Below are 20,391 nucleotides of genomic sequence, written 5' to 3' on the forward strand. Positions count from 1 at the left end.
ATATGACACAATCCATACATCCTGCCGCACAACAGGGTTTTAGTTCAGCTGCTGAACTGTATCAACAGGTTCGTCCGGATTATCCTGAAGCGATTACACCTTGGTTAAAACAACTCCTAAAATTACCCGTACATAACCATGTGCTCGATTTAGGCTCAGGCACGGGTAAGTTTTTAAATTATCTCAAAGCTTTGAGTGAAAATATTATCGCAGTTGAACCTGTGGCTGAAATGTTACAACAACTTCAAAAAAAACACCCAAATATTAAAACTTTAGCAGCACGTAGTGATCAAATCTTATTACCAGATCAAAGTATTGATGCGATCTTTTGTACACAGTCTTTTCATTGGTTTGCCAATGCTGACACCTTAAATGAAATTCACCGTTTGTTACAACCTGATGGTGCTCTGGTTTTGGTGTGGAACCAACGTGATATCCGAGTTGATTGGGTCGCTGCACTGGCGGATGTGCTCAGCCAATTTGAAGGTGACACACCGCGATATCACTCAGGGCAATGGCAAAAAGTGTTTGAACAGCAACAACAATTTAAATTATTAGCCGAAACCACATTCGCACAAGTACATCATGGTACAGTGGAACAAGTTGTTTCTAATCGCTTTCTTTCAACCAGCTTTATTGCCGCCCTACCCAAAGCAGAGCAACACGAGCTGAAACAGCAATTTGAAAAAATTGTGGCTGACTACACGCAAAAGCAAACTCAAGATCTCATCGATTTTCCGTATATCACTCACGTTTACGTGTATAAAAAATTAAATTAGGAATCACAACAAAATGATCTCATATCCTTTTAAAAAATTGAGTCTAGTCTGCATGCTTGGGGCTGCACTGGGTTTAACTGCCTGCCAAAAATCGTCAGAAAGCACTGAGCAAAATCAGGAAATTACGGCAGATGATCAAATCATGAAAGAGTTAAATGCAGACCCTGTAAAGGAATTTGCAAAAACTCCAGACGATTTGCATGATTTAACTTTGTTGACACAGTATGACGAAAGCTTTAGCCAAATCAGTGACGAGATGGAAGATGAGTTAATGAAACTGCGTGATGAAGGCAAATTGACTGACGAATTTGCCACACAGCGTAAGCGTGACAATATTCAGTCTGCGCTGAGTATGCTCAAAGAACTGGAAATGAAAACTGAGCAAGGGCGCTATATTCAAACTTTGATGTACAACTATTGGGACAATCAAGCCAAAATTTATGCTGAGAAAAAGCAATCTGCAGATGGTGAATTAAAAAATTCTAGCGATGCGGTCAAAGGTTTAGGTCAATTTATCCATGCCCAAGAGCAATTGGGGCATTGGCAAGAGCAATATCCTGAGCTGAAAAAGCCCAAGCAACCCTAAAACAGTCCTTTTAAATCATTGATTGTTACTCATTGAAATAGCGCTATTTAAAAAGGGTTCACATCATGAACCCTTTTTTATTTATTCGACTTAAGGTCGTTCATGCTGTGGTAAGTCATCACAAATTTCATCCCACTCTGCCTTAGAACCCACAAAAATATGACAACTCGGCTTTTGGGTTAAAGGTGTATCCAAAGTGCCGATACGCAGTCGATAAAAATCGGGTGTTTCCGCTTTAATACTGATAATGGGCGAACCACATTCGCTACAAAAACAACGCTGTGTGGTCGCCGTTGAGGCATATTTTTTTAAATATTGTTCACCCGCCACAATTTTAAAATCAGCTTTGGCAATCGGGGCATTGGTGGCATAAGCTGTGCCATTGGCTTTACGACAGCGTGAACAATGACATTTCACCAGATCGCCAATGGGACCATTAATTTCATAGCACACTGCCCCACATAAACAGCTGCCAGTATATTGTTGTGCATGCATGATTATTTTTCATTCTTGGTTTGAATTGAAAATTAACATAGCACAAGCACTGAAAAGCAATGTGACAATTTGCAGTTTTAAGTGTGTTTCGTCCTTAAGGTTTGATGCACACCTTCACCTGCCGCACGCCCTGTTGCCATACATGCTGTCAACAAATAGCCGCCTGTAGGCGCATCCCAATCGAGCATTTCACCACAGAGGAAAACCGCAGGATTGCTCTTTAGTTGTAAGTACGAGGTTAATGCTTCACGCTTTACGCCACCTGCACAGCTAATGGCTTCTTCAATTGGGCGAAATCCATGAATAACGATTTTTAACTGTTTAATCTCTTGGGCTAAGGCAGCGGCATCGTGCCAAAGTGCTTTATCCACCAACTCACGAACCAAAGCTGATTTTGCCGTATCCAGACCTGCTTTGCGCCAAACATTGCTTAAGGATTGTTTCTTTGACGGTTGTAATTTCTGGCTCAATTGCTCAAGCGTTTGATCGGGCAAAAGATCAAGAAAAAACTGTAGCGCCGTCCCCTCTCGCACTTGTTGACGCAGTGCGCGCCCTTGCTTATAAATCAAACCACTTTCCAGTCCATAATGCGAAATCACAATATCGCCTTGAGTGCGAACTGAATCTGCCACCCATGCATCGACCCGCTTTAAGGGCTGACCAAAGACGGGCTGCATAAACTTCGACCATGACAGTTCAACACCTGCATTACTGGCTTGAAATGGCTCGATGCTGTCTGTATCCAACCATTTTTGCCATGCGCCATCACTGCCGAGTTTTGACCAAGACACTGCACCACATGCCAGCACAATCGCATCAAAAGTTTCAGTCGCAGGCTGCTGCCCTTCAAGCAAACTTTGAATCTGTAGTTCATTCTGCTGCAAATTTAACACTTGATGCCGATAATGAAATTGAATGCCGTGCGCAGCTAAACGCTTAAGCCATGCTCGCAGTAAAGGTGCGGCTTTCATCTCAATCGGAAAGACCCGACCTGATGAACCGATATAAGTTTCAATGCCAAGGTCTTGCATCCACTGCTGAATCCACTTGGCATCCCATTGTTTCACCCACGGCGATAACCATTCAACTTGGTCATAGCGCTGTACAAATTGCTCAAGAGGTTCTGCATGGGAAATGTTCAGACCTGTTTTACCCGCCATGAGAAATTTACGTGCCGCTGATGGCTTTTGCTCATAGACATGAATTTCATAGTCATATTGGCTCAAGACCTCTGCTGCCATTAAACCCGCAGGGCCTGCACCAATAATTGCAACGCGCTGTGTCATGCTGATTTATTCCGCATTTTGCGCTGCTGGGTTTTGCCCCAATAAAGGCTGAAAATCATCAAAACGTGTGGTGTAATCTACAGGCTTGGTAATGATCAACTGCTGACACAGTTCACCACGTTCTAGATACTTAATTTCAAAATGTGTACGTGCCGAGGTTGCTGCTATTTTTTCTTTGACAAACGGCAGTTTCCATACACCAATCAACTGCTGCTGTGCTTCCTCAATATATTCAGGGATATTACTCGCCAAAGTAATTTGTCCACCCGGCTGCAAACGCGATAACAAAAACTCAAAGAACGGCATATTTAACCAACGCTGTGCAGGATTATGCGGCTCTGGGTTCGGGTACAAAATAAAAAACTGTTGTACTTGAGCAGGATATAAAGCATGTACCACCCACGGCAAAGCATCTGCATGCACCGCGGTTAAATTTGGCTGCCCTTCAATTTCATGCTGTTTCTGCATCGCCAAAAATTTTTCACGGGTGCGTTCCACCGCAATCAAATCAAACTCAGGATGAGTCCCTGAAAATAATAAGGCATGTTTGCCTTTACCAGCACCAATCTCGACACACACAGGCGTCGGCTGGATCGATTGAAAGTCACGGGGAGCATGCATACGCTGCGCTTGAAATTGACGAATAGGCATAAACAGATCAAACTAAACAGAACGGCACAAGTCTAACAACTACGACTGTTTTTGCCTAATTGAATCATCCATTTTTGTTGGAGTTGACCATGCCCACCACCACGAATTGCCCACGCTGCGGCAAACTGACCACTTGGGAAAATAATGAATATCGTCCTTTTTGTTCAGAGCGCTGTAAAGTTATTGATTTAGGGGCATGGGCAAATGACGAATATCGCCTTCCGACGCAAGATGCACCGCAAGCGGACGGTGGTCGAGAGGAAGATCAATACTAAAACCTGCTAAACGTCATAAAAAAGGTCTACATCTGTAGACCTTTCGTTTTTCTATATCTGGCAAGCTATATCAATTAACCTGCTTTACCTGCAACAAATGGATTATGCTGCTTTTCAAAGCCGATGGTACTCATTGGGCCATGACCTGAAATAAATTGCGTTTCATCGGGCAAGCTAAAGCATTCACGTTGAATCGAATCAAGGAGCTGTTGATGATTACCACGCGGGAAGTCGGTTCGACCGATCGAGCCTTTAAACAGCACATCCCCTGTCCATAACACACCATACTTGGCGTTATAGAACATCACATGTCCCGGTGTATGCCCCGGTGCAAAGCGCACTTCAAACTCTTCTTCACCCAATTTTAAAGTTTCGCCACCTTCCAGCCACTGTGTCACATGAACATTTTCAGGAATCGGAAAACCATATTTCGCAGATACGTCTTGAATCATGTCGAGCCAAAACGCGTCTTCTTTATGCGGCCCCACTACAGGTACATCCCATACTTGAGTCAATGCACCCACAGCCCCTGCATGATCCAAATGACCATGGGTCAGCCATAATGCTTTTACTGTTAAACCGAGTGCTTCCACTTCCGCTTTTAATTTTTCAGGCTCACCACCTGCATCAATCAAAATGGCCTCTTTCGATTCAGAGTCCCAGACAATTGAACAATTTTGCTGAAATGCCGTGACGGGTACGATTTTAACTTGCAACATATGGCGAAAAACCTCAATGCGTTTAATGGGCTAATGTTTGCTTTAAGGCATCAAGATTAGCTTGAAGTAATAAATTGAGCAATGCGACATGATCTTCACGTGCATTTAAGGCAGGAATATAACCATACTGACCGCCACCTGCCGACTGAAAAATTTCAGCATTTTGTAAGGCTAGTTCTTCTAAGGTTTCTAAGCAATCAGCAGAAAATGCAGGACTCATGACCTGTACCGATTTTATTCCTTGCTTAGCCCACGCCTCTAATGTGGCGTCAGTATAAGGCTTAACCCACTCTTGCTTACCAAAGCGCGACTGGAAACTGATTTCATATTGATCTTCAGTTAAACCTAAAGCTGCTGCCACTAAGTGACCTGTAATACGGCAGCGATCTGCATAGGGGTCGCCTTTATCGGCATAGGGCTGCGGAATGCCATGAAATGACATGAGTAATTTATCTGCTACACCATGCTCCGCCTGATAGTCACGCACACTTTGTGCCAAGGCCTGAATAAAGACTGGATGCTGATAATAGTCACGAATAATGCTTAGACCCGGCAAATTGCGTTGCTGTGGAATCCATTTTGCCAAGGCATCATACAAAGGTGCGGTTGAAGTGGCTGAGTATTGTGGAAATAAAGGAAATAATAAAATATGGTCTTGTGGGTCTGCCGCCAAAGCACTTAATGCTTCTGAAATACCCGGATTACCATAGGTCATCGCTGGAATCACATTCAGCTCAAACTCAGGATATGCTTGGGTTAAATGGCTTTTCACTGCGGCAACTTGCTCTAGCAAGATTTCACGCATGGGTGAATCATTGTTCCAAACCATTTCATAAGCATGTGCAACACGCTTCGGACGAAACGGCAAAATAAATAACCGTAAAATCAGCTGCCAAATCGGTTTCGGGATTTCGATGACCCGTTGATCGGACAAAAACTGTTGTAAAAAACGGCGTACAGAGGGCACCGTAGGCGCATCAGGGGTGCCCAAGTTTGCCAGAATAATGGTGACTTTAGCTTTTTCGGCAGACAACATTATGCTTTTTCCATCAATTTGAATGACGCTAATGTAGCAGCTTTTATGCAATTATTTAAAACAGATTAATATACAGTTTTAAATTGAAAAACCCGATCATTATCTAACAAATTACTTTCAAGCAATTTTTGACCTTTACTGGTCACTTGCCACAACATCCGCTGACGGTCATCTCGACCATTCGGTACAATCCAATCATTTTGGCGCATCTGACTTTTAATGCTGTGCAATGCACGTATATTCACTTGAGCACGAGCTACAGCATGTGCCCGCGGCATATCCACGCGTGCATCATCCAAACCTGTTTCATTGAGATATTCGTTCATACGTTTGGAAAAGAATTCTTCTGGGGTTGGATTGACAAAAGTCGAGCCTAAAATCGACAGTAACTGCGCCCAAGTCATCTTTTTATGTACTTTAAGTTCTTTGAAATTACCATCTTGGTAGGCATGCATGCGATATTCAAAAGCAAAAACTTCATGCATAGATACTTTCGGTAATGACAAGAAAGGATCGACTTCGCGTTTACCAGATTCAGTTTCGAGTTGGACCAATTTTGCTTTTAAGCGATCAATTTCGTCATGTAAGGCTTGCGTGTTTTGTGGTCGTACCCACCCCGTGACAGGATAACGCTCCAACATTTGGGGCATATTCAAACGAACAGCCATTTCTAGGTCACGTAAAGTGCGATAACTAAAAACTTGATCGACTTCGCTTTGAAGTAATTTACGGAATTCTTTAAATTTTTCTTTAAGTTCAGGCTTACTGTCGTGTAAAGCAGGATCACGTGAATCTGGATCTTCATGCATAAACACAATCACGGGCTTTTGTTTAGTCACGGCATAAATATATTCAAGGTGCATATAGCCCACACCCGAAACCGATTGTTCACCGTAATGACTGCCCAACAAAATCACCACATAATCACAATCGTCAATTTGACGACGTGCGAAAGCAGTACTTAAGGGTGTGCGTTGCTCAAGGCCCCACGAAAAAAAGCCCATCCCAACCAAAGTCTGAGCCAATATGATCCGTTCTGGCTGCATTTCTGCCCCAGATGTGGAAATGAATACTTGATAACGCTTATCGAGCATTAGAGATCCTCTTCCCGTTGCATGCTGTGCTCAGTCCTAATAAGTTCCGAAACGCACAACATGACTCCCCCAATAGATATAAATTCTTTTATTTAAAATCGTGCAAATGGCTGATTTCAATTTTTTAACTTAAGGCCTCAAGGTTGGCAATTTTCCAAGTGATAGTTTCATCTTGAATTAATCGCGCAACCACAGGTTTTAAGCTTTCCGCATTATGACCACTGACATAACATTCAATACTCAAGCAATCATCGCGTTTATGCTCAAATAATAACTCATTTTTAATCAAAATTCGGGCTGTTTGTCGCGCAACCGCAAATCCAGAGTCAATTAATGTCAGCTTCTGACCAAAAATATACTGAATTGCCGATTTTAGGAAGGGGTAATGTGTACATCCGAGTACTAAAAAATCTGCGCCTTGATCAACAACTGGCTGTAATATTTCAGTTAATGTCTGCAAACAGGCCGCACTCATCTGCTCACCGGCTTCCACAAATGGCACCAATTTTAAATTGGTTACGGACAAAACATTTACACCTGCAGGCTCCGCAAAGCGTTGCATGACATCTTTAATCAATTTGCCTCGAAAGGTCGCAGGTGTTGCTAGAACGGCAACGGTTTTGCTTTTTGACTGTAATACTGCAGGTTTTAAAGCAGGAACTAGACCAATGATAGGAAAGTTTTCACCATAATGTTCACGCAAATAATCCAAACTAAATGCTGAAGCGGTGTTACATGCGACCACGGCAATTTTGCAGCCCTGACGATACAACCATTCAATAGCATGGGCAGTCAGTGCACGAATATCCTGATCTTCTCGTGGACCATAAGGGACATGCGCAGTATCGGCAAAATAGACAATTCGCTCATTGGGTAAATATTGGGCAATTTCGAGCGCCACAGACAAGCCGCCAATCCCTGAATCAAATACACCAATCGGCGCATCCGCACCTGCTTTGGGCATGGGTACATTCAGTGGGTAAATGGGATGAATGGCGGTCATAGGGTCACTTTTGTAGATTCAGAATGACAAGATGGAAAGCTTAAACCTTAGGTGCCTAATTTCAAGTGCAAATCACCACTTTGTAACACTAAAATCGACTCACCTTGCTCATTTTCAAGCAGCTCGCCCATTTCCACCAAATGATAAAACGCAGCACGTTGAATTACCGCATTAATGCCAAAACGGACATGCACATAAGGACGTAATTCTTCCGTACCATCTGCCGCAATATAAGGACGCATAAAGATTGGATGCGCTTCATCGACAATAATGACATCTTGTGTACTGGTTTGGAGTTGCAGATAAAATTTGCCGTCAAGTTCAATTCGATCGACTTGATTGACAAATAATGGCTCATCTTCCACCTGTATTTCAATTTGCTCTACTGGGGTTTTTAAAAAGAATTTTCCATCTTCTTTCCAAAGCACCGTTGAGAACAGATCAATCAGTGCTTGCCGTTTGATCAATTGACCATCGTGCCACCATTCTCCGTTGGCTAAAATCTTCAAATCCATTGCCCCACAATGCTTTGGATGCCATTGATCTAATGGAGGGATTGACCTTTTGTGACCGGACTGTCCAACTTTTAAGTATTGTGCAATGTTCATTAAATTTCTATTATCCCTATTAATGACTTTTTTCGTCGGGTTTTCATTCAATCGCTGCTTCATCCGCCTTAAAAATACCTTAGTGACGGAAAAATAATATGATTCAGCCAATTGGCGAAAACTCGGTTTAAAACTATACTAGCCCACAATATAAAAGACACGATAGAAAAATTGTGTCTGGGCATTAAGAACACTCATGGCAGCACCATTTAAATGAGTTAAATGGATGCCACCTTCCGAAATATGAGGAGTCCTACATGGAACACATCGAACGTGAATCGATGGAGTTTGACGTAGTCATCGTTGGTGCAGGTCCTGCCGGCCTATCTGCTGCGATTAAAATTCGTCAACTTGCAATTGAAAATAACCTAAACGATCTGTCCGTTTGTGTCGTGGAAAAGGGCTCCGAAGTGGGTGCGCATATTCTTTCAGGTGCTGTGCTTGAGCCACGCGCAATGAATGAATTGTTCCCAGACTGGAAAGAACAAGGTGCACCATTAAATGTGCCTGTCACTGAAGATAAAACTTTCTTCTTGTTGTCTGATGAGAAATCACAAGAAGCGCCTCATTGGATGGTGCCAAAAACCATGCATAACGATGGCAACTATGTGATTTCACTGGGTAACGTCGTTCGCTGGTTAGGTGCAAAAGCTGAAGAGCTTGAAGTGTCAATCTTCCCAGGCTTTGCTGCTTCTGAAATTCTGTACCATGCAGATGGTTCAGTGAAAGGCATTCAAACAGGTGATATGGGCATCGGTAAAGATGGCGAACCAACGCACAACTTTACTCCAGGTTATGAACTTCATGCGAAATATACTTTATTTGCTGAAGGCTGCCGTGGTCACCTTGGTAAGCGTTTAATCGCACAATACAATCTAGATAAAGATGCCGATCCGCAGCATTACGGTATTGGTATTAAAGAATTGTGGGAAATTGACCCTGCTAAACACAAGCCAGGTCTTGTGATGCACGGCGCAGGTTGGCCTTTGGCTGAAACAGGTTCTTCAGGCGGCTGGTGGTTATACCACGCTGAAAACAACCAAGTGACTTTGGGTATGATCGTTGACTTGTCATACACCAACCCACACATGTATCCATTTATGGAAATGCAACGTTGGAAAACGCATCCACTGATCAAGCAATATATTGAAGGTGGCAAACGTATTTCATATGGCGCACGTGCTGTAGTGAAAGGTGGTTTCAACTCTCTGCCTAAATTCACATTCCCGGGTGGTAGCTTAATTGGTGATGACGCTGGTTTCCTAAACTTTGCCAAGATCAAAGGCTCTCATACAGCCATGAAATCAGGCATGCTGTGCGGTGAAGCAGTATTTGAAGCGATTGCTGCGGGTGTAGAAAAAGGCGGTGATTTAGCGATTGCTCGTGTGACTGAAGGTGAAGACTTCTTCGCGAAAGAGTTGACGGCTTATACAGACAAATTTAATAACAGCTGGTTGAAAGAAGAGTTATATAACTCTCGCAACTTTGGCCCTGCGATGCATAAATTTGGTCAATGGATGGGTGGTGCATTCAACTTTGTCGATCAAAACATCTTTAAAGTTCCATTTACACTGCATGATTTACAGCCTGACTTCAGCGCATTGAAAACTGTTGATGCTGCAAACTTCAAGCCGAATTATCCAAAACCAGATGGCAAGTTGACTTTTGACCGTTTGTCTTCAGTATTCGTATCAAATACAGTGCACGAAGAGAACCAACCTGCGCACTTGAAACTGACAGATGCCTCGATTCCTGTAAACGTAAACTTACCAAAATGGGATGAGCCTGCGCAGCGCTACTGCCCTGCTGGTGTTTATGAAATTATGGAAGAAAACGACGGTTCTAAGCGTTTCCAAATTAACGCAGCGAACTGTGTGCACTGTAAGACCTGTGATATTAAAGATCCGTCTCAAAACATCACTTGGGTAACACCGGAAGGTGGCGGTGGTCCTAATTATCCTAATATGTAATCTCTTTTGAGATTGAAATAAACCCGCTGAGTGCGGGTTTATTCTCAGTTAAAATAATTTATTCAAAGTTAGAATTCGTCAAATTTGAATAGTTAAATTATAAATATTAGATCTCTTTCATAAATCAAAAAACGATCTACATTTTGCTGATTATCTGTACCAAACAATCTTAAATTATCATGCATAATATGCGGATGAAATACATTGATTCAAAGAAGCTTTCTGAAACCCAGTTTAAGCGATACACAGGCATCTCATGGTCAACCCTTTATTTAATGGTTGAGCAATTGCGCAAGCATATTCTAGTGAAAGGCAGGCCACCCAAATTGAGCATAGAGGATCGGATTCTTCTATGTTTAAGTTATTGGCGTGAATATCGAACTTTGTTTCATGTCGCAATAAGTTATGGCGTGTCAGAACCCACCGCTTCAAGAATTGTCCGTCATGTGGAGGATTGTCTAATTAAGTCCAATCTATTTAACTTACCGAAAAATTTACCTGAAGGTGAAGGTATAGATTGGAATGTAGTGATCGTAGATGCCACAGAGATTCCAATACAAAGGCCTAAAAAAACAGAAAAAAAGCTATAGTGGCAAGAAAAAGGCACATACTTTCAAAGTACAGGCCATCATTCATTATAAAACACAGAAAATTCTCAGTTTATGTAGTAGTCGCGGTGCAGTACATGATTTTGAACTGTTTAAACGTAACTTAAATCAGATTCCTGTAGAGTCATTTGTTCTTGCAGATAAAGGTTATCAAGGAATTTATATGATTTATCCACATAGCCTATTACCGTTAAAAGCAAAAAAACGTTGTAAACTAGATCCTGAGCTAAAAACTTATAATCAAGAAATCAATAAAAGACGAATCGGCATTGAGCATGTATTTGGCAGCTTAAAAACCTTCAAAATCCTTGCAGAGCGTTATCGAAATAGAGGAAAAAGACTGGGTTTGAGATTCAATTTAATTGCTGGGATCTATAATTTGGAACTGAGCAAAAAATGATTTATGAAAGAGGTCTATTATTTAAATACCAAAAATTCATAATCTAACAATAAATATTCTAATTCTATCTTTTAATCCATAAGAATATGCTTATTCCAATGCATACTCCTCTGCATTTAATATTTGATTCTTATCGATTTTAAATCGATTTGAAATAATTATTTTTGATTTAGTCATTCCACCAAAAACGACTTCACAACTTAAATTTGTTTTTATTCTATTCCTAAAATCTTCAATATTTTTAACACAATGCTCGCTATTAGCATCATCTTCCGGACATATTTTCAACAAAAAATCCGATTGAAAAGTATTCGTCTTTCTTTTTTCATCTTTTACTTTTAAATAAGCATAAGGTTTGAACTCATTCAACTTGTCACACTCAATACGTGCAAAGTCAAATTGTTCTTTTATCAAAACTTCTTTTAATGAAACTGAACTTATTAAATTTCCTATAACTGCTAATGCAGGTTTTTCTTCTGAACCGATAATACTGTAGCTTAATTTAAGAGAAGGATTAACAGTAATTTTTCTATCTAAGCTTTGATGATTAGCATTTTGGCAACCCAAAATAAATACAACAAAACCCAAAATGTATTTTTTTTTCATTTTATTTTCTTCAATTGAGTGAACATCATATCTTCAGCAGACTGGCCCATAAATATTTTTTCTTTCATCATTTCCTTAAATTCAGCATGACTATATTTTGTAGAATAAAAAACATTTGCTCTCTCTCTGGGTTTATCCCTCCACTGCCCTCCTGAATCTGCAACAGCATCGTTACTATCATACGACTTTGGCTCGCATGTTATACTTACCCAATAATTACAATTTGGTGAAGGTTCTCTAAAATAGATTCGAGCACTTACTGGAGTTAATGCACTATACGATAATAAAGTTCCAACAGGATCAATTGTTATAAGTAAATTAACTTTACATATCTTTTTCTTCCCTAGTTCAGCTGCTAGGCCTGCTGCGTTCCATCCACCTAAACTATGTCCAATAATATTTACCTGAGTATTCGGGTTTTTTTCTAAGAATTTTTTAATATTGTCAAATGCATCTAATTTTTTCCATCCAGCTTTCATGCCAGTATATGCTTCCTCATACCCGTAATATTCAATCGTCGCATTTTTAAATTTCTTCTTTTGTGATAAATCAAACTCATCAAAATATTCACCAACAAATCTATTAGGTCCTAAGCCTCTACCTCCTATATTAATAGGCAGATCGTTAGGAGCAAAAGAGTATTTATCAGATGCTCCACCAATAAATGCGGTATAACTATGTGTATATACCACCAGCTGAACAGGAACTACAGGTGGTGTAGGGTTAACATTTCCCATAGTTGCCCTAACTAAGTCAGCATAGGCTTGTTCTTCTAATCCCATCATATCACCACATGTATTTTATATTGTTTATTTAATTCTTCAGTTTCTAACCTAACAAGACCGGATTTATCTAATTTTCCACGTTCAACTTCTTTGTCTGTTTCATCGTAAATAATATATTCCGTACCAGAAGCAAGTTTCTTTCCTTGATGATCCATCACATCAAACCATACGCCATATTTTTGCTTTTCTTTTTCAGGCAAAAATGGAAGCGGCTTATTTACTTTTGCACCCTGTTTAAAATTATGCTGCCCCGCCTTCACTTCAAACTTCCCAGCCGTTGTCGGAAATACACCAGCACTACTAATCTCAATCTGACTACCACCAGCTGTCAGCACGATTTTTTTGTTCGCTTTAATCTCAACTTTATCTTCAGTCGAAATAATTTGAATCCCTTTTCGTGCAATCAAATCCGCACCATCCCCTTGCGCTTGGATTTCAACTTTGCCTTTACCTGCATAAGCTCTTAAGCCTTCTTGTGCTGCAAATAGGCTGATCTTACTTTGCGCATGGGCAATCATAGATTTTTGGCTACTGAGGTTAATGCTCTCCCCCGCACTCTGGCTAATTTGCCCATCTGCTGAAAGGTGAATATCTTCGTTACTACTCACAGCGATTGAGTTCGGTGCAGATAGAATCATCAAGGCTTGTTTAAAGACATTGGCCTTTTCTTTACTGCCTTTTTCAATTTGTCCAAGGAAGTTTTTCAAATTGTCTAGGACTTCAAGCGGATCCGTTTGTTGGTTCTTGGCCACTTCACTTAAAGCTTTTGTGCTATTGAAGCTGCCTTCGAGTTGTTGTTTCGCCGGTTGTGCATCGAGGTGCATTGTCTTGGCTTGCGTCTGTTGATGGGTACTGACCAATAGTCCTTGCCCTGCACGAACCGCACCCCATTGGTCTGTTCGCAGTTCAAAGCCTTCACCACGTCCATCACTCTTTGCAGTTTCTTTTGGATGACTTAAGTGACCAAGGTTGAGTTGGGTTGCACCATGACTACTTTGTAGTTGAGTAGAGATTTGTCCTGTGGTGTCATCAAATCGTAGTTGTCCAAAGCCTTCACCTTTAACTTCTTTACTTCGAATCCCTGCTAGTTTTTTGGTCTCAGGCAGTTTGCCTTTATTGTCGAATTTAGTCGGGCTACGCTGTGCTTCGTGTATGCGCCCAACCACAAATGGTCGGTCGATATTGCCGTCGAAGAAATCAATCACCACAATTTCACCAATGCGCGGTAAGAAGCGCGCACCATAACCTTCACCGGCCCATGGGGTGAGGACATCGACCCATGCAGAGTCCGTGTCGTTGTCATTACTGCCTGCACCACCGTCATGACTGTGGTCATCACTACGGGTAAACAGGAAACGAACTTTAATCCGCCCCCACTCATCGATATGAATCTCTTCGCCGCTTGGCCCCACCACTTTGGCACGTTGCGGATGGGTACTTGGTCGATGTTCCAGCGGGTTATATTCAGGAACCGTGGAGATATTACGTCGTTGCAGAATTAAGTTATTGGCTTGGCGTTCTGCTTGTTCTTGAATGGGTTTGATCTTCCACTGACTTTGTGCAATCAGTTGGTTGACTTGTTCGGTCAGATCTTTAGGTAAGTTGTTTTGGTTATAGAATTTCTTTTCAGTGATTAGAAACTCTTTGTCTGCACCATTGTGTTGATCTATTTCAGGGTGTTCATTCAATTCAAACCAATAGCCGACTTGGGTGTCGCGTACCGTAGACTGTGCATTGAATTTTTTCGATTGTAGATCATAGTAACGGCTGAGATTTTGGTTGAGTTTTTCAATCTGACTGTTGGATGCGGCTGTCGCTTGATCTTCACCGTTTAGGTCTTGCATCCACGCAGGGCTGACATGCCATGCTTGTTCCAAACTTAGGCTGGCATTGTCTTGGTTTTGGCTATGTTGATGTTTGCTTTGAACAGTACCCGCACCTTCTTCTTGGCTTAGACCATCAGCTTGCCAACGTTGCACATGCACTGCAGTCGGTTGGATACTGCGTTCACCAATCAAACTGGTAATACTGTCTTGTTTTTCTATGGCACTGGAACGATGGAAACGGATATTGCGGCGACTTAGGGCTTGATATTGACTATTGTCATCAATCAAGCGAAGTTTTTGTTTTTCGATTGAGCTGCTGGAATGCATCACTTTCAATTGTGCTTCATCAATCAGCCAGTTGATGCCTTCACTACGCCACAGGCGGGTCAGAAAGTCATAGTCGGTTTCATTCGATTGCATGATGAAAGGCCGGACATCATCGTTTTGGCTTAAACCACTGAGGTCTAAGCTTAAACTTGCTGCAAATAAAGAACTTTTACTTTGCCATTCTTTAAAGATGATTTCGCTGACATCACGTACCGATTTATTCATAAACACACGGCTATTGCGGCGTTTATGCCACAGTGATGTTGCATCTTCTAAGGTCAGTTTATACAGGGTGAGTGAACCATCACTCTGCCCTTGGGTTGCTGCAGTAATAATACCAGTGGTACGAAACAATTCACCTTGATCAGTGACTTGATCGACGGCGACTTGTACGCCAATAAATTGTTTTAGTGGAATAAGGGCATTGGTTGATAGACAAATCAGGGTTGCGTTTAAGCCCTGATTCAGCACATGTTCCCCATCAATGCGCTGAATAAAGATTTCTTCATTCAAGGCTGTATTTGAAAATTGTATGTGCATCGCACGTTTTTGTGCACTGAGACCTAATTTTTCAAGGATCTGAACTATAGAATTCAACATTTTTAAAGTCGTTTCAAACAGCTTTGTATAATTATTCTGTCAATTTTAAAGGCTAGCCTAGATATTCTGCTAGCCTATTTTCTTATTATAAATGTAACATTTGCATAATTATTAAATTTTAACAAAATCTTAAATTAACCTTTTTGCACCAAATAATGAAATTCTTTATTGCCATTTTCATCTAAACGTTCTTCTTGTAATAAGAGTTCATGTCCAAGGTGCATGCAGAATTTTGGAATGTCCCACGAGGTTGAATTATCCGTGGCAAATACTTCGACAATATCGCCTGATTTTGATTTACGAATGGCTTGATGCAACATCATAACGGGTTCAGGGCAACGCAAACCACGTGTATTTAACTGAGTTTTAACTTCACCAAATTCAGACATCTTCACAAACCAAAATCTTATCAAGGCAGCATTATAACTTGTTCCCTGCTTATTTACCCTATTGAATAATTTCTAAGCTTTACTCAATCACTTCGGTGACAATAATGGCTTGAATGAATTTCCCATTGCATAAATAGGCAATGGCGTAACCATTTGCATAGATCTGTTGATTCCTTTTGAGCTGACAATATTTGTCTAAAAAAGCTTGGTCTAACATCGTCACATGCTGAGGAATTTGACCATCCATCTTAAATTGCATTGAAGTTAATTCGTCTCTAGCTTTCAAAGACTTTGCAAATATATGATCCGAATGAGAATCCTGAAGTAAACCACGTTGATAGAGGGTCAACAGATGTTGATTGCCTTTATTACACGTACCTAAATATTGCATTGCTTTGTTTTGAAAAGAGAATTTATTGAGCAGTTCGAATGTGACTTCATTCGTGCGAATATCCTCAGTCATTTTGTGGCTTTGCATGGTCGACCAAGGATGTGCATAAATCGAAGTCACCAAGATATAAAGACTGAGCGCTGTCATTATTTGGATATTTATTTTTTTTCATTTTTATTTAAAATTATTTGAACGCAAAGCAGTCTAACTAGCTGAAAATAATAAATGAACTCACAGTTAAGCTTTTCAGACATTAATTGATAGACAACTGTCCGTTCTACGGTATGATAAAATCATAATTTTTAGATATTAAGAGTCTTTAGGAAAGATCATGCAAGAGGAATCAGGCCCGTCGTGGGGCATGCGCGGCTTACGTAAATGGCTGGGCACTGCACCAGAAACCCGTGACGAACTGTTGAAACTGGTACAAGATTCACGCCGATTTTTAGAACCCGATACGGTTGCTATGCTAGAAGGCGTACTTGACTTACCTGCAACAAAAATTCGTGAGGTCATGACCCCACGTACTGCAATGATTAGCTTACAAGAAGATGATCAACTCCTAGATATTTTGCATGTATTGGTTGAGTCAGCACATTCTCGTTTCCCTGTCTTTTCTTCAGATCAACCAGATAATGTCGTCGGTATCTTATTGGCAAAAGATTTATTGCCATTTTTAACTGAACCCACCACCAAAGTTGATATTCGTGCGCTTATGCGCCAACCTTTATTTGTTCCTGAAAGTGCTCGTTCTGACCAAGTTTTACGTATGTTGAAAAATACCCAAACTCATATTGCTATTGTGATTGATGAATATGGGACAACATCTGGTTTAGTGACCTTAGAAGACATTTTGGAAGAAATCGTCGGTGAAATTGAAGATGAGCACGACAAAGTCGATGAAGAGGCTCAATTTATCATTCCAGATGATGATCCACTCAGTGCAAATACATGGTTGGTTCAAGCACTTACACCAATCGAACACTTTAACAATGTTTTAGATGCTGAATTTTCTGACGATGAGGTAGAAACTGTCGGTGGCTTACTGCTTCAGGAAATGGGTTTGGTCAGTGATTTACAAGGGCAAGTGATTGAGCTTGAAAACTGGGAATTTACCATTTTGGAGGCAGATGCACGTACTATTCATCTGATCCGAGCTGTCCGTAAATGAGAACCTACTTTGATAAGCTGCTAAACTCATCACAACAACAAAAACAGCTGCCATTCATATATCCCCTGCTAATTTCCTTATTTTCAGGTGCCATCTTCAGCTTGTCGCTGGCACCTTATCATTATTGGTGGTTGGCAATTTTATCGCCTGCACTGCTCTATGCGTGCTTGAGCAAACGTAATCCTAAACAATCCTTCATGATTGGTTGGGCATATGGCATTGGACTCTGGTTCATCGGTGCGTTTTGGCTGTATACCTCCATCCATGTCTATGGTGATACCAATGCCGCTTTAAGTGTGTTGATGATTGCCATCATGGCCTTGGTCATGGGGTTATTTACAGCTTTACAAAGCTGGGTTTACCGTCGCTTTTTCCCTGAAACTCCACTGACTTTTGCTCCCCTCTGGGTGTTCTTTGAATGGAGCAAAACGTGGGTTTTCACTGGTTTTCCGTGGTTGTTTGCAGGTTATGCCTTTACCGAACGCTTCCTTGATGGCTATGCACCGTTATTTGGGATTTTTGGTGTTTCGTTCGTGGTTATTTTATTGGCCTGTGCACTGGTTGAAATCTTAAGAAAGCGTGTGTTTTGGATTGTTCCCTCTGCCATTGTCCTGCTAGGCGCTTGGGGTGCAGCTCAACTGCAATTTGTTCAGCCCAAAGATACTAAGCCACTAACCGTTTCCTTGATTCAAGGTAATATTCCGCAAGACGAAAAATGGCTGGTCGAAAAGCAAGCCGATACCCTGATGAAATATGCGTCTTTAACGCGTACAGAATGGGGGCGTGATGTTATTGTCTGGCCAGAATCCTCAATCCCGATGTTTCAAACTGATATTGAACCCTTTTTAGATGCCATGAATGTTCAGGCCAATAAAACGGGAAGTGCTTGGGTCACAGGTATTCCTTATTGGGATTTGGCTGAATCACATCGGAATCATCACCCGATGTATTACAACAGCATTATGGCAACAGGTGATGAAGCTTCTGGACTCTATAAAAAGCAACGTTTGGTACCTTTTGGTGAATATATCCCATTATCTGGCATGTTAAGTTGGGTGTTACCTGCCCTACAAAATGACCCGTCCATGAGTGGTTTTTCACGTGGTGCAAGTGACCAAAAACCATTGCAAATTAAAGGGCATGACTTAGGTACAGCAATCTGTTACGAAGTGGCTTATCCGAATTTAACCCGACGTAATGCCAGCCAAAGTGACTTTTTGGTGACCATTTCAAATGATGCATGGTTTACAGGTACAGCGAGCCCACATCAACATCTACAAATGGTTCAAATGCGCGCCAAAGAAAATGGGCGCTGGTTTATTCGAGCAACCAATACGGGGATTACCGCCTTTATTGATCATACGGGTCATATTGTCAAACAAGCACCGATGGATAAAGATGCGGTACTTCGTGGTGATTTGCCTGCCATGCAAGGTGAAACTTTATATACCCGACTCAGTGATTGGCCAGTCCTGATTTTTTCATTCTTACTACTGGTTCTGGGCTGGATTTATCGTCCACGTAAGGTGGATGTGTCGTTTAAATCACGCCGCTAATCACGCCTTTGTCATGATCCATTCAGACAAAAATCCACTAAAAAAACCGAGCGCTTGCTCGGTTTTTTTATTTTGTTTAGATTCATCATATTGAAAGGCTATGACCCTTTCAGCATTTAAAGTAATTTTGTTCCTAATGGCACTTCTGCATCAGGAATGCAAAGTGCGACATGTCCTTTTGCATTGTGAAAACCTGTAACCAAACATTCGGATTGAATTGGTCCAATTTGCTTCTTGGGAAAATTCACCACAGCCACGACTAATTTTCCAAGTAATTGTTCAGGTTGATATAACTGCGTGATTTGTGCACTGAATTTTTTCACACCAAGTTCTTCGCCAAAATCGACATGCAAAACATAAGCAGGTTTTCGGGCTTGCTCAAAAACATCTGCTTGAATCACCCTCCCAACACGTAATTCAACCTTGAGAAAATCATGCCATTCAATTTGTTCCATATCGCTTCCTCTATGCTTTGTCTTTTTATGTCTTTGAGTATAAAGAAACAACTTTTATAGCGGATGTAGCGATCACGACAAGGCATTGCTGAATACTGACAATATCATCAGCTTTGTACGCAGCATTCGCCCTATTGCAACTAAATTGGAAAAAATCTATGCATTAAAAAACCAGAGCATGCTCTGGTTATTAAAATTTGGAACTTCTGAACACCGTTGTTAGATACACTTTAAAACTGAGTGACGAGATAAGATAACATTGCAGCCAGTGATATCATGGGGATTGAGCGATAAATACGAATCACCAACTGCTCTACTACAGAAATATGTTCTTGTTTTAAATTCGCAACGGTCGCCTTAAGTGCGGACCAAAAGCTTAAAGCTAATAACGAACTCATTAAACTGATTGCAAAAAAGCCCACCATAATTTGGCTGCTGCCTTCAGTGCTTTGCCATAAATAGACAATGCCCTGACTGATCGGCAAAATGCTTAAAATCAAAAGAACAGATTTCAGCATTGACCAATGAAATTGGTTAATTTCATCCGTTAACAATAATGCCTTCATACTATCCTCCATGGCTAAATTAAGTACCATAAGAGATATTATGCGCGGTTTTAATTAAATAGAAAGTCTATATTTATTCATATTTTACGTTTATTGTAATCAATAAAATTGGGAATAATTCTTATTATAACTATCACATATTCAACATAATTAAATAGTGTTTAAATTCAAAAATTTAGTATTAATTTTATAATTAAGATTTATTATCA

General features: G+C 40.9%; 23 protein-coding genes. 8 read left to right on the top strand and 15 right to left on the bottom strand.

The annotated features are described in order from the left end of the window. Positions 1-2: 2 nt before the first annotated feature. Both B9T33_RS00600 and B9T33_RS00605 read left to right on the top strand, forming a co-directional pair. Complete coding sequence (locus B9T33_RS00600) at positions 3-779, top strand: class I SAM-dependent methyltransferase (RefSeq protein ID WP_086177027.1); 777 nt, start codon at positions 3-5, stop codon at positions 777-779. 13 nt (positions 780-792) lie between these two features. Next, positions 793-1,365, top strand: a complete 573-nt coding sequence (locus tag B9T33_RS00605) for a hypothetical protein (protein WP_086177028.1) — start codon at positions 793-795, stop codon at positions 1,363-1,365. 90 nt (positions 1,366-1,455) lie between these two features. Here B9T33_RS00605 and B9T33_RS00610 read toward each other — a convergent pair whose 3' ends face one another. The 3 genes from B9T33_RS00610 to B9T33_RS00620 all read right to left on the bottom strand — a co-directional run bounded on the left by B9T33_RS00610 (position 1,456) and on the right by B9T33_RS00620 (position 3,803). Beyond that, positions 1,456-1,860, bottom strand: coding sequence for a GFA family protein (locus tag B9T33_RS00610; RefSeq protein ID WP_086177029.1), 405 nt, complete (start codon positions 1,858-1,860; stop codon positions 1,456-1,458). 77 nt (positions 1,861-1,937) lie between these two features. After that, the gene (locus B9T33_RS00615; protein ID WP_086177030.1) at positions 1,938-3,146 is read right to left on the bottom strand and encodes a TIGR03862 family flavoprotein; all 1,209 of its coding nucleotides are present in this window, start codon (positions 3,144-3,146) and stop codon (positions 1,938-1,940) included. A 6-nt stretch (positions 3,147-3,152) separates the two neighbouring features. Continuing rightward, positions 3,153-3,803, bottom strand: coding sequence for an SAM-dependent methyltransferase (locus tag B9T33_RS00620; RefSeq protein WP_171263548.1), 651 nt, complete (start codon positions 3,801-3,803; stop codon positions 3,153-3,155). An 83-nt stretch (positions 3,804-3,886) separates the two neighbouring features. On the opposite strand from B9T33_RS00620, the gene B9T33_RS00625 reads away from it, so the two are divergent. After that, positions 3,887-4,072, top strand: a complete 186-nt coding sequence (locus B9T33_RS00625; protein ID WP_086177032.1) for a DNA gyrase inhibitor YacG — start codon at positions 3,887-3,889, stop codon at positions 4,070-4,072. 74 nt (positions 4,073-4,146) lie between these two features. Here the strand turns inward: B9T33_RS00625 and B9T33_RS00630 are convergent, their stop codons facing one another. The 5 genes from B9T33_RS00630 to B9T33_RS00650 form a co-directional block, all read right to left on the bottom strand. Next, a complete protein-coding gene (locus B9T33_RS00630; RefSeq protein ID WP_086177033.1) occupies positions 4,147-4,791 on the bottom strand; it encodes an MBL fold metallo-hydrolase in 645 nt (214 codons plus the stop codon). A gap of 22 nt (positions 4,792-4,813) precedes the next feature. Then, positions 4,814-5,827, bottom strand: coding sequence for a ferrochelatase (hemH, locus tag B9T33_RS00635; protein ID WP_086177034.1), 1,014 nt, complete (start codon positions 5,825-5,827; stop codon positions 4,814-4,816). A gap of 65 nt (positions 5,828-5,892) precedes the next feature. Continuing rightward, a complete protein-coding gene (locus tag B9T33_RS00640) occupies positions 5,893-6,921 on the bottom strand; it encodes a DUF4062 domain-containing protein (protein WP_086177035.1) in 1,029 nt (342 codons plus the stop codon). A gap of 124 nt (positions 6,922-7,045) precedes the next feature. Further along, positions 7,046-7,924 (bottom strand): glutamate racemase, encoded by an 879-nt coding sequence (murI, locus tag B9T33_RS00645; protein WP_086177036.1) that lies wholly within the window; start codon positions 7,922-7,924, stop codon positions 7,046-7,048. A gap of 47 nt (positions 7,925-7,971) precedes the next feature. Continuing rightward, positions 7,972-8,595 (bottom strand): DUF1285 domain-containing protein, encoded by a 624-nt coding sequence (locus B9T33_RS00650; RefSeq protein WP_086177037.1) that lies wholly within the window; start codon positions 8,593-8,595, stop codon positions 7,972-7,974. 194 nt (positions 8,596-8,789) lie between these two features. On the opposite strand from B9T33_RS00650, the gene B9T33_RS00655 reads away from it, so the two are divergent. From B9T33_RS00655 to B9T33_RS00665, 3 genes are all read left to right on the top strand, one after another. Then, on the top strand, positions 8,790-10,502 hold the full coding sequence (locus B9T33_RS00655; protein ID WP_086177038.1) for an electron transfer flavoprotein-ubiquinone oxidoreductase: 1,713 nt from the start codon (positions 8,790-8,792) through the stop codon (positions 10,500-10,502). Between the two features lie 275 nt (positions 10,503-10,777). Further along, entirely contained in the window at positions 10,778-11,092 is a 315-nt protein-coding gene (locus B9T33_RS00660) for a transposase family protein (protein WP_228145763.1), read from the top strand. Further along, on the top strand, positions 11,040-11,510 hold the full coding sequence (locus B9T33_RS00665) for a transposase family protein (protein ID WP_086177039.1): 471 nt from the start codon (positions 11,040-11,042) through the stop codon (positions 11,508-11,510). Before B9T33_RS00660 ends, B9T33_RS00665 begins: the two co-directional genes overlap by 53 nt. Positions 11,511-11,600: 90 nt before the next feature. On the opposite strand, the gene B9T33_RS00670 is transcribed toward B9T33_RS00665, so the two are convergent. From B9T33_RS00670 to B9T33_RS00690, 5 genes are all read right to left on the bottom strand, one after another. Continuing rightward, complete coding sequence (locus tag B9T33_RS00670; RefSeq protein ID WP_086177040.1) at positions 11,601-12,116, bottom strand: hypothetical protein; 516 nt, start codon at positions 12,114-12,116, stop codon at positions 11,601-11,603. Further along, complete coding sequence (locus tag B9T33_RS00675) at positions 12,113-12,898, bottom strand: lipase family protein (RefSeq protein WP_228145753.1); 786 nt, start codon at positions 12,896-12,898, stop codon at positions 12,113-12,115. The genes B9T33_RS00670 and B9T33_RS00675 overlap by 4 nt, the downstream gene beginning before the upstream one ends. After that, on the bottom strand, positions 12,898-15,654 hold the full coding sequence (locus B9T33_RS00680; protein ID WP_086177042.1) for a type VI secretion system Vgr family protein: 2,757 nt from the start codon (positions 15,652-15,654) through the stop codon (positions 12,898-12,900). Before B9T33_RS00680 ends, B9T33_RS00675 begins: the two co-directional genes overlap by 1 nt. A gap of 134 nt (positions 15,655-15,788) precedes the next feature. Beyond that, positions 15,789-16,043, bottom strand: coding sequence for a sulfurtransferase TusA (tusA, locus tag B9T33_RS00685; RefSeq protein ID WP_086177043.1), 255 nt, complete (start codon positions 16,041-16,043; stop codon positions 15,789-15,791). Between the two features lie 79 nt (positions 16,044-16,122). Then, positions 16,123-16,581, bottom strand: coding sequence for a hypothetical protein (locus B9T33_RS00690; protein ID WP_086177044.1), 459 nt, complete (start codon positions 16,579-16,581; stop codon positions 16,123-16,125). Between the two features lie 184 nt (positions 16,582-16,765). On the opposite strand from B9T33_RS00690, the gene B9T33_RS00695 reads away from it, so the two are divergent. Further along, positions 16,766-17,605, top strand: coding sequence for an HlyC/CorC family transporter (locus B9T33_RS00695; RefSeq protein ID WP_086177045.1), 840 nt, complete (start codon positions 16,766-16,768; stop codon positions 17,603-17,605). Then, the gene (gene lnt, locus B9T33_RS00700) at positions 17,602-19,161 is read left to right on the top strand and encodes an apolipoprotein N-acyltransferase (RefSeq protein WP_086177046.1); all 1,560 of its coding nucleotides are present in this window, start codon (positions 17,602-17,604) and stop codon (positions 19,159-19,161) included. The genes B9T33_RS00695 and lnt overlap by 4 nt, the downstream gene beginning before the upstream one ends. A 116-nt stretch (positions 19,162-19,277) precedes the next feature. On the opposite strand, the gene B9T33_RS00705 is transcribed toward lnt, so the two are convergent. Next, the gene (locus B9T33_RS00705; RefSeq protein ID WP_086177047.1) at positions 19,278-19,616 is read right to left on the bottom strand and encodes a tRNA-binding protein; all 339 of its coding nucleotides are present in this window, start codon (positions 19,614-19,616) and stop codon (positions 19,278-19,280) included. 230 nt (positions 19,617-19,846) lie between these two features. Beyond that, positions 19,847-20,182 (bottom strand): hypothetical protein, encoded by a 336-nt coding sequence (locus B9T33_RS00710; RefSeq protein ID WP_086177048.1) that lies wholly within the window; start codon positions 20,180-20,182, stop codon positions 19,847-19,849. Positions 20,183-20,391: the final 209 nt, after the last annotated feature.

The sequence above is a fragment of the Acinetobacter sp. ANC 5054 genome, from assembly GCF_002135295.1.
In the GTDB taxonomy this organism is placed as follows: Bacteria; Pseudomonadota; Gammaproteobacteria; order Pseudomonadales; family Moraxellaceae; genus Acinetobacter.

What these genes read in the sequence shown, in the direction of transcription:
- B9T33_RS00600 (WP_086177027.1), top strand. Translation starts at nt 3, where the DNA reads ATGACACAATCCATACATCCTGCCGCACAACAGGGTTTTAGTTCAGCT.
- B9T33_RS00605 (WP_086177028.1), top strand. Translation starts at nt 793, where the DNA reads ATGATCTCATATCCTTTTAAAAAATTGAGTCTAGTCTGCATGCTTGGG.
- B9T33_RS00610 (WP_086177029.1), bottom strand. Translation starts at nt 1,860, where the DNA reads ATGCATGCACAACAATATACTGGCAGCTGTTTATGTGGGGCAGTGTGC.
- B9T33_RS00615 (WP_086177030.1), bottom strand. Translation starts at nt 3,146, where the DNA reads ATGACACAGCGCGTTGCAATTATTGGTGCAGGCCCTGCGGGTTTAATG.
- B9T33_RS00625 (WP_086177032.1), top strand. Translation starts at nt 3,887, where the DNA reads ATGCCCACCACCACGAATTGCCCACGCTGCGGCAAACTGACCACTTGG.
- B9T33_RS00630 (WP_086177033.1), bottom strand. Translation starts at nt 4,791, where the DNA reads ATGTTGCAAGTTAAAATCGTACCCGTCACGGCATTTCAGCAAAATTGT.
- hemH (WP_086177034.1), bottom strand. Translation starts at nt 5,827, where the DNA reads ATGTTGTCTGCCGAAAAAGCTAAAGTCACCATTATTCTGGCAAACTTG.
- B9T33_RS00640 (WP_086177035.1), bottom strand. Translation starts at nt 6,921, where the DNA reads ATGCTCGATAAGCGTTATCAAGTATTCATTTCCACATCTGGGGCAGAA.
- murI (WP_086177036.1), bottom strand. Translation starts at nt 7,924, where the DNA reads ATGACCGCCATTCATCCCATTTACCCACTGAATGTACCCATGCCCAAA.
- B9T33_RS00650 (WP_086177037.1), bottom strand. Translation starts at nt 8,595, where the DNA reads ATGAAGCAGCGATTGAATGAAAACCCGACGAAAAAAGTCATTAATAGG.
- B9T33_RS00655 (WP_086177038.1), top strand. Translation starts at nt 8,790, where the DNA reads ATGGAACACATCGAACGTGAATCGATGGAGTTTGACGTAGTCATCGTT.
- B9T33_RS00660 (WP_228145763.1), top strand. Translation starts at nt 10,778, where the DNA reads ATGGTTGAGCAATTGCGCAAGCATATTCTAGTGAAAGGCAGGCCACCC.
- B9T33_RS00665 (WP_086177039.1), top strand. Translation starts at nt 11,040, where the DNA reads ATGCCACAGAGATTCCAATACAAAGGCCTAAAAAAACAGAAAAAAAGC.
- B9T33_RS00670 (WP_086177040.1), bottom strand. Translation starts at nt 12,116, where the DNA reads ATGAAAAAAAAATACATTTTGGGTTTTGTTGTATTTATTTTGGGTTGC.
- B9T33_RS00675 (WP_228145753.1), bottom strand. Translation starts at nt 12,898, where the DNA reads ATGGGATTAGAAGAACAAGCCTATGCTGACTTAGTTAGGGCAACTATG.
- B9T33_RS00680 (WP_086177042.1), bottom strand. Translation starts at nt 15,654, where the DNA reads ATGTTGAATTCTATAGTTCAGATCCTTGAAAAATTAGGTCTCAGTGCA.
- tusA (WP_086177043.1), bottom strand. Translation starts at nt 16,043, where the DNA reads ATGTCTGAATTTGGTGAAGTTAAAACTCAGTTAAATACACGTGGTTTG.
- B9T33_RS00690 (WP_086177044.1), bottom strand. Translation starts at nt 16,581, where the DNA reads ATGACAGCGCTCAGTCTTTATATCTTGGTGACTTCGATTTATGCACAT.
- B9T33_RS00695 (WP_086177045.1), top strand. Translation starts at nt 16,766, where the DNA reads ATGCAAGAGGAATCAGGCCCGTCGTGGGGCATGCGCGGCTTACGTAAA.
- lnt (WP_086177046.1), top strand. Translation starts at nt 17,602, where the DNA reads ATGAGAACCTACTTTGATAAGCTGCTAAACTCATCACAACAACAAAAA.
- B9T33_RS00705 (WP_086177047.1), bottom strand. Translation starts at nt 19,616, where the DNA reads ATGGAACAAATTGAATGGCATGATTTTCTCAAGGTTGAATTACGTGTT.
- B9T33_RS00710 (WP_086177048.1), bottom strand. Translation starts at nt 20,182, where the DNA reads ATGAAGGCATTATTGTTAACGGATGAAATTAACCAATTTCATTGGTCA.